This is a genomic window from Enterobacter cloacae subsp. cloacae ATCC 13047 (assembly GCF_000025565.1).
GTDB classification, from domain to species: Bacteria; Pseudomonadota; Gammaproteobacteria; order Enterobacterales; family Enterobacteriaceae; genus Enterobacter; species Enterobacter cloacae.
Genome location: NC_014121.1, coordinates 3,061,385 through 3,072,791 on the forward strand (window position 1 = coordinate 3,061,385; position 11,407 = coordinate 3,072,791).

11 protein-coding genes are annotated in these 11,407 nt (G+C 56.9%); 4 read left to right on the forward strand and 7 right to left on the reverse strand.

Annotated elements, in window-relative coordinates:
• The first annotated feature begins 137 nt into the window (after positions 1-137).
• Entirely contained in the window at positions 138-1,421 is a 1,284-nt protein-coding gene (locus ECL_RS14785; protein ID WP_013097545.1) for a citrate synthase, read from the forward strand.
• 99 nt (positions 1,422-1,520) lie between these two features.
• Here ECL_RS14785 and nei read toward each other — a convergent pair whose 3' ends face one another.
• From nei to ECL_RS14820, 7 genes are all read right to left on the reverse strand, one after another.
• Positions 1,521-2,312 (reverse strand): endonuclease VIII, encoded by a 792-nt coding sequence (nei, locus tag ECL_RS14790; RefSeq protein WP_013097546.1) that lies wholly within the window; start codon positions 2,310-2,312, stop codon positions 1,521-1,523.
• Between the two features lie 19 nt (positions 2,313-2,331).
• Complete coding sequence (pxpA, locus tag ECL_RS14795; RefSeq protein WP_013097547.1) at positions 2,332-3,069, reverse strand: 5-oxoprolinase subunit PxpA; 738 nt, start codon at positions 3,067-3,069, stop codon at positions 2,332-2,334.
• Positions 3,056-3,988, reverse strand: a complete 933-nt coding sequence (pxpC, locus tag ECL_RS14800) for a 5-oxoprolinase subunit PxpC (protein WP_013097548.1) — start codon at positions 3,986-3,988, stop codon at positions 3,056-3,058. The genes pxpA and pxpC overlap by 14 nt, the downstream gene beginning before the upstream one ends.
• On the reverse strand, positions 3,982-4,638 hold the full coding sequence (pxpB, locus tag ECL_RS14805) for a 5-oxoprolinase subunit PxpB (protein ID WP_013097549.1): 657 nt from the start codon (positions 4,636-4,638) through the stop codon (positions 3,982-3,984). The genes pxpC and pxpB overlap by 7 nt, the downstream gene beginning before the upstream one ends.
• A 14-nt stretch (positions 4,639-4,652) precedes the next feature.
• Positions 4,653-5,396: a type 2 GTP cyclohydrolase I gene (locus ECL_RS14810; protein WP_023621132.1), complete on the reverse strand. Its 744-nt coding sequence runs from the start codon at positions 5,394-5,396 to the stop codon at positions 4,653-4,655.
• A gap of 10 nt (positions 5,397-5,406) precedes the next feature.
• Entirely contained in the window at positions 5,407-6,819 is a 1,413-nt protein-coding gene (gene phrB / locus ECL_RS14815; protein ID WP_013097551.1) for a deoxyribodipyrimidine photo-lyase, read from the reverse strand.
• 235 nt (positions 6,820-7,054) lie between these two features.
• Positions 7,055-7,261 carry a YbfA family protein gene (locus ECL_RS14820; protein WP_013097552.1) on the reverse strand — a complete coding sequence of 69 codons (207 nt, stop codon included), beginning with the start codon at positions 7,259-7,261 and terminating at the stop codon, positions 7,055-7,057.
• A gap of 309 nt (positions 7,262-7,570) precedes the next feature.
• On the opposite strand from ECL_RS14820, the gene kdpF reads away from it, so the two are divergent.
• The 3 genes from kdpF to kdpB are packed head-to-tail and all read left to right on the forward strand — an operon-like array spanning position 7,571 to position 11,405.
• Positions 7,571-7,660, forward strand: a complete 90-nt coding sequence (gene kdpF / locus ECL_RS14825) for a K(+)-transporting ATPase subunit F (RefSeq protein WP_014069365.1) — start codon at positions 7,571-7,573, stop codon at positions 7,658-7,660.
• Complete coding sequence (gene kdpA, locus ECL_RS14830) at positions 7,660-9,339, forward strand: potassium-transporting ATPase subunit KdpA (RefSeq protein ID WP_013097553.1); 1,680 nt, start codon at positions 7,660-7,662, stop codon at positions 9,337-9,339. The genes kdpF and kdpA overlap by 1 nt, the downstream gene beginning before the upstream one ends.
• A gap of 17 nt (positions 9,340-9,356) precedes the next feature.
• Positions 9,357-11,405, forward strand: a complete 2,049-nt coding sequence (gene kdpB / locus ECL_RS14835) for a potassium-transporting ATPase subunit KdpB (RefSeq protein ID WP_044158784.1) — start codon at positions 9,357-9,359, stop codon at positions 11,403-11,405.
• The last annotated feature ends 2 nt before the right edge of the window (positions 11,406-11,407 follow it).

Sequence of the window (11,407 nt, forward strand, 5' to 3'; positions counted from 1 at the left end):
GCGCCATAGCTCTGTACCCTGGTTTGTCCTCGTGAGCTGAGCGGTAAGCCAAATAACAATCTGGTAACGGTGATTAACAGCTGAAAGCAAATCCGGTAAAGCGCAGTCTTAAGCATAAGGCGCTAAGGAGACCGTAAATGGCTGATACAAAGGCAAAACTCACCCTCAACGGTGGTGATGCTATTGAACTGGATGTGCTAAAAGGCACGCTCGGTCAGGATGTTATTGATATCCGTACGCTGGGTTCCAAAGGAGTGTTCACCTTTGACCCTGGATTTACCTCTACCGCATCTTGCGAATCCAAAATCACCTACATTGACGGTGACGAAGGTATCCTGCTCCATCGCGGCTTCCCCATCGATCAGTTAGCCACCGAATCCAACTATCTGGAAGTGTGCTACATCCTGCTGAACGGCGAAAAGCCGACGCAGGCTCAGTATGATGAATTCAAAACCACCGTCACCCGTCACACCATGATCCATGAGCAGATTACCCGTCTGTTCCATGCGTTCCGTCGTGACTCTCACCCGATGGCGGTGATGTGCGGGATTACCGGTGCGCTGGCGGCGTTCTACCACGACTCCCTTGACGTGAATAACCCACGCCACCGCGATATCGCCGCGTTCCGCCTGCTGTCCAAAATGCCAACCATGGCAGCGATGTGCTACAAATACTCCATCGGTCAGCCGTTCGTGTATCCACGTAACGACCTCTCCTATGCCGGTAACTTCCTGCGCATGATGTTCTCCACGCCGTGCGAAGAGTACGAAGTGAACCCGGTGCTGGAACGCGCGATGGACCGTATTCTGATCCTGCACGCTGACCATGAACAGAACGCCTCTACCTCCACCGTCCGTACCGCAGGCTCTTCAGGTGCGAACCCGTTCGCCTGTATCGCTGCGGGCATCGCCTCCCTGTGGGGACCGGCGCACGGCGGCGCGAACGAAGCTGCACTGAAGATGCTGGAAGAGATCAGCACCGTTGAGCACATTCCTGAATTCGTGCGCCGCGCGAAAGACAAGAATGACTCCTTCCGTCTGATGGGCTTCGGTCACCGTGTGTACAAAAACTACGACCCACGTGCAACCGTGATGCGTGAAACCTGCCACGAAGTGCTGAAAGAGCTGGGCACCAAAGACGATCTGCTGGAAGTGGCGATGGAGCTGGAACACATCGCGCTGAACGACCCGTACTTCATCGAGAAGAAACTCTACCCGAACGTAGACTTCTACTCTGGCATTATTCTGAAAGCGATGGGCATTCCGTCATCCATGTTCACCGTGATCTTCGCCATGGCACGTACCGTGGGCTGGATTGCGCACTGGAACGAAATGCACAGCGAAGGCATGAAAATCGCCCGTCCTCGTCAGCTGTATACCGGCTACGAGCAGCGTGATTTTAAGTCTGATCTTAAGCGCTAAAAGACGTGGGTGCGGCCTGATGCCCTCACCCCGCCCCTCTCCCACCGGGAGAGGGTGAAAACATTAAAAACGGTAACCTGAGGGTTACCGTTTTACTTTTTACCTCTGGCACCCGGGACACCAGTAAAACGGTCGTGAAGAGAGCGTTGTCTTCTCAATCACCCCACCGCACCGCTCGCACCTCTTCCCCGCCCGATGAAACACCTTAAAGCGGAATAGCGCCCCGTGATGCTTGTTGTCATCTACCACGCCGCGGGTGTTGTACGATAGCCGCGGAATATCCAGCAGCGCGTGAGAGAGCACTTCCAGCTGGTCATCGCTCAACTGCGACGCTTTATGCTGCGCCGCCAGCCCGACCTCCCAGAGAATTTCGACGCGAAGGTAATTGCCTAATCCGGCCAGGAACGCCTGATCGAGCAGTAGCCCGGAAAATTGCCGGTTGCGGAATTTAGGGGATAACAGGCGGGCTTTGACATCGTTCGCCGTCAGACGCATATCCAGCACGTCCGGCCCGACCCGCTGTAAGAACGGGTGCGTAAGCAGTTGCTCCGGCGTTAACATTTCGATATCAGACGCGCTATACAGCAAAATCGCTTTATCCGCGGTTTGCAGCCTGACGCGCAGCACACGGGTGGTTTGCGGCTGCTCGTTGGTGTTAACCACCCGCCAGACGCCATAAAGCTGGTTGTGGCTGTATAACGTCAGGTTATGAGAAAAATGCGTGAGTAACGCCTTTCCCCGCGTTTCGATGTGGGTCACCGTTTGTCCCACCAGCGGTGCTTCAAACGGCTTCAGTTGAGGAAAAGCAAACCAGACGTCCGTCAGGGGTTTGCCTTTTATCGCCGCCTCGAGGCTATCCGCAGCGCGGCGGATCTCCGGGCCTTCTGGCATCTCTTTATCCTTATGATTTTCAGGCGCTGACGAGGATCCCCTGCTCTGCAAACGCCGCCCGTAAGCGGCGGGCAAACTGCAGCGCGTGCTCGCCATCACCGTGTAAGCATACTGTGTCAGCCTGAACGCTGGCCGTTGTACCTTCAACCGTTGTTACTGTTCCCTCGCGCACCATCTGAAGGGTCTGCGCCAGCGCCAGAGACTCATCGGTGATCAGCGCGTTGGGCCGGGAACGGGGAACCAGGGTTCCGTCGGGCTGATAGCCTCGGTCGGCAAACACTTCCTGGCGGGTGGTTAACCCCAGACGCTGACCGGCGCGAATCAGCTCGCTCCCCGCCAGGCCAACCAGGATCAGTTGTGGGTTGCAATCGAACACTGCCCGGGCGATAGCCTCTGCCAGCGCGGGGTCGTTCGCCGCCTGATTATAGAGCATGCCGTGCGGCTTCACGTGGCGCAGCGCGCCCTGCTGCGAACGCACAATCGCCTCGAGCGCGCCAATCTGGTAAAGCGTCTGGGCGTAGACCGTTTTGGGCGGGAGATCCATCGCCGTGCGGCCAAAATTCTCCCGGTCAGGGAAGCTCGGATGCGCCCCTATCGCAACACCATTTTTGATGGCACTGCGCACGCTCGCCAGCATCGTTTGGGCATCACCCGCGTGAAAACCGCAGGCGATATTCACCGAGGTGACCAGGGTCATCAGTTCAGCGTCGGCGCTGCCGCCCTCGCCCAGATCGGCGTTTAAATCAATCTTTACCATCAAGCCTCCACGCCAGTTGTTCCAGATAACGCTGCTGGTCCTGCCGCGCCTTCAGCGCCTCCTCCAGGGAGCATTGCACGAAGTGAATCGGCTGTCCGAGAGGGATTTGCGCCAGATGGTAGCGATCGGCCTCAATGATGCAGGCGATGCGCGGGTAACCGCCCGTGGTCTGTGCATCGTTCATCAACACAATCGGTTGACCGTTACCCGGTACCTGAATGACACCGGGCAACAGACCGTGTGAAAGCAGTTCGCGGTCCGTCGTACGGGTCAGCGGCTGCCCCTGAAGACGATACCCCATGCGGTTACTCTGCGGGCTAATCTTCCACGGCGAGCGCCAGAAAGACTCCTGAGACACCTCATCAAATTCCTGATACTCCGGCCCCGGCAGGGCGCGGATCTGGTTTCCCCACAGGAGCTGTTTTACACCCTGCGCGGTTGAAAAGTGCCGCGTTGACGGTTTTATCGCCAGACGATCGCCATCGCGCAACAAACGTCCTTCGTGACCGCCAATTCCGGCTTTCTGATCGGTACTGGATGAGCCCAGCACCTCCGGCACGTCAATCCCACCGGCAACGGCAAGATAACTGCGAACCCCATGCTGAGGTCGCTTAAGCGTTAAACGTTGTCCGGCTTTTGCCCGCAGTCGCCAGCCGGTCCAGACCGCTTTGCCATCAAGCGTGGCATCGCACCCGGCGCCGGTTAACGCAAACCAGGTCTCCTGACTAAATTCAATGACACACTGCCCCAGCGTAATTTCGAGCGCAGCCGTATTGCCGGGATTGCCCACCAGCACGTTGGCAATCTCCAGTGCTGGTCTGTCCAGCGCGCCACAATAGCTCACGCCAGACTGGCGCATGCCAAAGCGACCCGCATCCTGAACAGAGGTGTAAAGCCCGGCGCGAATAAGCGTTAACATACCCCCTCCTTCTGCGGGATAAAGCGAAGGGTGTCGCCAGGACGCAGGAGGACCGGCGAGTCCAGGCCCGGTTCAAATAACGGCATAGACGTGTGTCCGATGAGCTGCCAGCCCCCCGGCGACGCCAGCGGATAAATGCCCGTCTGTTCGCCGCCAATCGCGACGGTACCTGCCGGCACGCTCAGACGCGGCTCAGCGCGACGTGGCGTATGCAGTGCCGAAGGGAGTCCGCCCAGATACGGGAAGCCCGGCTGGAATCCCAAAAACCAGACCACATAATCAACGGAGGCGTGCAGCTCAACGACCTGTTTTTCGGTTAGCCCACTGTGTTCAGCCACCACGCCAAGATCGGGTCCCCCTGTGCCCCCATACACCACCGGGATCTCAATCGTGCGGGATTCCGGCTCCAGCGCTTCGCTCTCCTCCCACCAGCGCTGTAAACGTTCAATGGCATCCAGTGCCAGCGTATGCGGATTACGCAGCACCACGGTGATGTTATTCATCCCCGGGATCGCTTCAACCACCTCCGGCACATCCACCAGACGCTGCGTTAACCGCCAGATACGCTTTTGGGTAGCAAGGGTGACGGGCGGCTCCAGCTCCAGCACCACCGCCGTTTCCCCCAGAAGATAACAACGCGCTCGCTGCACTCAGGTACCTCTCATCAGGCCGGGTTAGGGATATCAATAAAGGTGACATCCAGATCGGTATTTTCGGTCAGCCATTCGCTCAGGGCGCGAATGCCGCCGCGCTCGGTGGCGTGGTGACCTGCCGCGTAAAAATGCAGCCCCTGTTCACGGGCTGAATGGATGGTCTGCTCGGAGACTTCCCCGGTAATAAAGGCATCAACACCAAAACGCGCGGCGCTATCGATAAAGCCCTGACCGCCGCCGGTGCACCAGGCGACACGCTTCACCGTATCCGGGCCGGTATCGCCGCTCCACAGCGGACGGCGGCCCAGACGTGCTTCAATCCAGGAGGCCAGCTCAAGACCCGGTACCGGCATCGACAGCTCGCCCCACGGTACCAGCGGCTCAATTTCACCCATCACGGTGATCCCTAACAGCTGCGCGAGCTGGACGTTGTTGCCAAGCTCGGGATGAGCGTCCAGCGGCAGGTGATAGCCATAGAGGTTGATATCATTCGCCAGCAACGTTTTCAGTCGGTTGCGCTTCATGCCGCGAACGATCGGTGATTCGTTCTTCCAGAAATAGCCGTGATGGACGATGACCGCATCGGCCTCCTGACGCACGGCTTCATCCAGCAACGCCTGACTGGCGGTCACGCCGGTGATAATTTTTTGCACCGTGTCGCGCCCTTCAACCTGTAACCCGTTCGGGCCGTAGTCGCTGAAGGCACTGCTGTTCAGTTTTTCGTTGATCAAACTTTCCAGTTCGGTATTTTTCATCATGACTCTCTTACGCTTTGCGGGCCGCTTCGTACGCCGCCAGCGTGGCGACGCGCGCCTGTTTATGTTCAACAATCGGACGAGGATAATCGAGTGTTACGCCCTGTTTGTCCGCCCATGCCCACGGGTCGTGGATCGCCTTAGCGGGAACCGCTTTCAGCGCAGGCAACCAGTGGCGGATAAACGTCCCGTCCGCATCAAATTTTTGTCCCTGCGTGGTGGGATTAAAAATCCGGAAGTAAGGTGCCGCATCGGTTCCGGTCGAGGCCGCCCATTGCCAGCCGCCGTTATTCGCCGCGAGATCGCCATCGATCAGCTGAGAAATAAAATACCGCTCCCCGACACGCCAGTCGATAAGCAGATCTTTCACCAGGAAGCTGGCGGTAATCATCCGCAGGCGGTTGTGCATCCATCCGGTTTCATTCAGCTGGCGCATCGCGGCGTCCACAATCGGGTAGCCGGTTTCACCCTTTTGCCAGGCCTGCAGCAGCATCTCGTTTTGCTGCCACTGCACATTTTCGGTCCAGCGAATGAAAGGACGATGTTTACATAATTCAGGGTGATACGTCATCAGATGACGATAGAATTCGCGCCAGATAAGCTCGTTAAGCCATACCGAGCCAGCGCCCCCCTCCAGCGCCTGGGGCTGCTCTGCCAGAAGACGGTGTAAACACTGGCGCGGAGAAAGCACGCCCAGCGCTAAACAGGCCGACAACCGGCTGGTACCTTCAATGGCGGGGAAATCCCGGCGTGCCTCGTAAGCGGCCGCCCCCGTTTTGCAGAACTGGCGCAGCTGCGCGATTGCCGCTTTTTCATCAGCCGGGAATAAAGAGTGGTCATACGCCTGTTGCGGATAGTCAAACGTCAGTTCAGGCAGGTCGTTTACACACTCCCCTCGTGCGGACGGCGCGGCAACACACTCCGGCAACGCCTCTTTCAGCCGTTTGATAAATGCATTTTTAAACGGCGTAAAGACCTTATACATCTCGCGATTGCCGGTCATTACGCTGCCCGGCGCCAGCATGACGCTGTCATCAAATCCCTGACACTCTACATCCCCGAGGATGCGCTCAAGCTCGCGATCGCGCTGCTGTTCATTGAATTCGTACTGGTAGTTGTAAAAAAGATGCGTAACGTCGTTCTGCTGACACACCTCCTGTACCGCGCTGAGCTGAGCGGTAAAATCGCTGACCTCTTTGTAAATCAACGGAATGCCTTTTTCCGCCAGCGAACGTTGCAGGGCATTCAGATGCGAACAGAGATAAGCGGCTTGTCGGGGGGCCATATCATGCTGCTGCCACTGTCCGGGAGTAGCGATAAACAGCGCCAGCACGCGGGCGTGTTCAGAGCGACAGGCCGCCGCCAGGGCGATGTTGTCATGCAGGCGCAGATCCGCGCGAAACCAAACCAGATGGGTGGGCATAAAACTCCAGGCAATTGTCCATTATGTCCGTAAGGGCATGCCGTAAAACGAAAAAGGCACGCATTGAACTACTTTGCCATGAAGTGTAGACAGGATGAAATAAGGTAGTGGCTGTTGATGACTCAGAATAAGAAGATATGCCTGAAAACCACCCAACGAACCGCGAATCAGGAGGGACAAAAAAACCGCCACATTGCTGTAGGCGGTTTGTTTATTGCTGTGTGTAGTCTTTTTATTAGTAGAAATCACAGGTCGCTTTTTCGGCCTGATCCATCCATACCGGCTTCTCGCTGGTTTTTGCCCAGACGCGGTGCAGATAGCTGTAAAAACGTGCGCGATCTTTCCAGAACAACATCACCGGCAGGGCCAGCACGCCAGCCACTACGGCGAAAGCGCGACGCATGAACACGATATGAGCCGGATACTCTTTATAAAGATCCATATTTTTCTCCCCTGTAGTTGGCCGGAAACGGACTCCGGAAAATTCAAAAACTGTGACCTGGATAAAATAATATCGCTTTGTTTGTAATTTTACTACTCATCCGACCACTTATTTTTAGCCGTTTAGCCAAAATTTACATTCACACCGTAATTAAGTTACAAAAAAGTTAACGATTTACTTATCAATAGTTAAATTGTGGGCTTTGCCATTTTTATACTTTTTTTACACCCCTCGTCCTGATTTTTGCGAAATCTTTGCGCCATAAATCCTACCGTTAGCACAAATACAAATGTCACCCGGAGGTGGATTGTGAGTGCAGGCCTTATTGCCGGCATCGTGCTGGTATTCCTGTTATTGGGTTATCTGGTTTATGCCCTGATTAATGCGGAGGCATTCTGATGGCTGCTCAGGCGTTTTTGCTTATTGCCAGTTTTTTAGGGGTGTTGTTCCTGCTGGCAAGACCGCTGGGAACAGTGCTGGCAAGGATGATTAACAACGTGGCGCTGCCGGTGGCAGGTCGCGTTGAAAAAGGGATCTGGCGCGTTCTGGGCATTCGGGAGGGGGAAATGAACTGGCGCCAGTATCTGATGGCGCTCCTGCTGCTGAATATTGTTGGCCTCATCGTCCTCTTCAGCATGCTGATGCTGCAGGGGAGCTTACCGCTCAACCCGCAGCAGTTACCGGGTCTGTCCTGGCATCTGGCGCTGAACACGGCAGTCAGCTTTGTCACTAACACCAACTGGCAGTCCTATGCCGGGGAAACCACGCTGAGCTACTTTAGCCAGATGGCCGGGTTAACCGTGCAAAACTTCCTCTCTGCTGCCACCGGCATTGCGGTGATCTTCGCGCTCACGCGTGCCTTTGCGCGTCAAAATATCAGCACGCTGGGCAACGCATGGGTCGATCTGACACGCATCACGCTGTGGATACTGCTCCCTGTTGCCCTCATTATCGCGCTGTTCTTTATTCAGCAAGGTACCCTGCAAAACCTGCTGCCTTACGCGCCGTATACCTCTCTGGAAGGGGCAAAACAGCTTTTGCCTATGGGGCCGGTGGCGTCGCAGGAAGCCATTAAGATGCTCGGGACTAACGGCGGTGGCTTCTTCAACGCCAACTCGTCGCATCCGTTTGAAAACCCAACAGCGCTGACCAACTTTGTCGAAATGCTGGCGATCTTCCTGATCCCCGCCGCGCTCTGTTTTGCCTTTGGCGATGTGGTCAACGACCGCCGTCAGGGACGCACCCTTCTGTGGACCATGTCTCTGATCTTCGTGGTCTGCGTCGCACTGGTGATGTGGGCGGAATGGAAAGGTAATCCGCATTTCCTGACGCTGGGCGCTGACAGCGCGATCAACATGGAAGGGAAAGAGAGTCGCTTTGGCATCCTGTCCAGCAGTTTGTTTGCCGTGGTTACCACCGCAGCCTCGTGCGGGGCGGTTAACGCCATGCATGACTCCTTTACGGCGCTGGGTGGCATGATCCCAATGTGGCTGATGCAGATTGGCGAAGTGGTGTTTGGCGGCGTGGGCTCTGGTCTTTACGGCATGCTGCTGTTTGTGCTGCTGGCGGTGTTTATCGCCGGTCTGATGATTGGCCGTACCCCGGAATACCTGGGCAAAAAAATCGACGTCCGGGAAATGAAATTAACCGCGCTGGCCATTCTGGTCACGCCTGCCCTCGTGCTGCTCGGCACCGCGCTGGCACTGATGACCGAAGCCGGCCGCAGCGGCATCTTTAACCCGGGTATCCATGGTTTTAGTGAAGTGCTCTACGCCGTCTCGTCTGCGGCGAACAACAACGGCAGCGCCTTTGCAGGCTTAAGTGCCAACTCGCCTTTCTGGAACTGTCTGCTGGCATTCTGCATGTTTGTCGGCCGCTTCGGCGTGATTGTGCCGGTGATGGCCATCGCCGGATCGCTGGTGAATAAAAAAATCCAACCAACCACCACCGGCACATTACCGACACACGGTGCGCTGTTTATTGGCCTGCTGAACGGCACCGTGTTGCTGGTAGGCGCCCTGACCTTTATCCCCGCCCTCGCGTTAGGCCCGGTCGCGGAAACCCTCTCTTTACGCTGATTTTGCGGAGAATTGTCATGAGTCGTAAACAACTGGCCCTGTTCGAACCGTCGTTAGTTCGACAGGCCCTCATGGATGCGGTGAAAAAGCTGAGCCCGCGCGTACAGTGGCACAACCCGGTGATGTTTATCGTCTGGGCAGGCAGCGTGCTGACTACCGTCCTGGCGATTGCCATGGGAACGGGTCACCTCCCGGGCAACGCGATGTTCACCGGAGCCATCAGCCTGTGGCTGTGGTTTACCGTGCTGTTTGCCAACTTTGCCGAGGCGCTGGCGGAAGGCCGCAGTAAAGCGCTGGCCAACAGCCTGAAAGGGGTAAAAAAGACCGCCTTCGCACGTAAATTACGTGAGCCAAAATACGGCGCGCAGATGGACCACGTGCCGGCAGATGAGCTGCGTAAAGGCGATGTGGTGCTGGTGGAAGCCGGTGACATCATCCCCTGTGATGGCGAAGTCATTGAAGGGGGCGCCTCGGTAGACGAGAGCGCTATTACCGGGGAATCCGCGCCGGTCATTCGTGAATCTGGCGGTGACTTCGCCTCGGTCACGGGCGGGACGCGTATTCTCTCCGACTGGCTGGTGATCCAGTGCAGCGTCAACCCGGGTGAAACCTTCCTCGACCGGATGATCGCCATGGTTGAGGGCGCGCAGCGTCGTAAAACACCCAACGAAATTGCCCTCACCATTCTGCTGGTGGCGCTGACCATCGTCTTCCTGTTGGCTACCGCCACGCTGTGGCCCTTCTCCAGTTACGCGGGCACCGCGGTCAGCATCACCGTGCTGGTGGCGCTGCTGGTCTGCCTGATCCCAACCACCATCGGCGGCCTGCTCTCCGCTATTGGTGTGGCGGGTATGAGCCGCATGCTGGGCGCGAACGTTATCGCCACCAGCGGACGCGCCGTAGAGGCCGCCGGTGACGTGGATGTGCTGCTGCTGGATAAAACCGGGACCATCACCCTCGGCAACCGCCAGGCCTCCGAGTTTTTACCTGCCCCGGGCGTGGATGAAAAAACGCTGGCCGATGCCGCCCAGCTCTCGTCTCTTGCCGATGAAACGCCGGAAGGCCGCAGCATCGTTATTCTGGCGAAACAGCGCTTTAATCTGCGCCAGCGTAATGTGCAGAGCCTGCACGCCACTTTTGTCCCCTTCACGGCACAAACCCGAATGAGCGGTATCAACATTCAGGAGCGCATGATCCGTAAAGGTTCCGTTGATGCCATTCGTCGCCACATTGAAGCCAACAACGGCCATTTTCCACCGGAAGTGGACAATCTGGTTGACAGCGTTGCCCGCCAGGGGGCCACACCGCTGGTCGTAGCCGAAGGGGCGAATGTGCTGGGGGTGATTGCGCTGAAGGACATCGTCAAAGGCGGCATTAAAGAGCGTTTCGCCCAGTTGCGTAAAATGGGAATTAAAACGGTGATGATCACCGGGGATAACCGGTTGACTGCCGCCGCGATTGCCGCAGAAGCGGGCGTGGATGATTTCCTCTCGGAAGCCACACCGGAAGCCAAGCTGGCGTTGATCCGTCAGTACCAGGCGGAAGGTCGTCTGGTCGCGATGACCGGTGACGGTACCAACGACGCCCCTGCCCTCGCACAGGCCGACGTGGCGGTGGCGATGAACTCCGGTACCCAGGCGGCAAAAGAGGCGGGCAACATGGTCGACCTTGACTCTAACCCGACCAAGCTGATTGAAGTGGTGCATATCGGTAAACAGATGCTGATGACGCGCGGGTCATTAACCACGTTCAGTATCGCCAATGACGTGGCGAAGTATTTCGCCATTATTCCCGCAGCGTTCGCGGCCACCTATCCGCAGCTAAACGCGCTGAACGTGATGCATCTGCACTCCCCGTCTTCGGCCATTCTCAGTGCGGTGATTTTCAACGCCCTGATTATTGTCTTCCTGATCCCGCTGGCGCTGAAAGGGGTGAGCTATAAACCGCTGACGGCTGCTGCCATGCTGCGCCGTAACCTGTGGATTTACGGGCTGGGCGGGCTGCTGGTGCCCTTTATCGGGATTAAAGCTATCGACCTGCTGTTAACGCTGTTCGGGCTGGTTTAAAA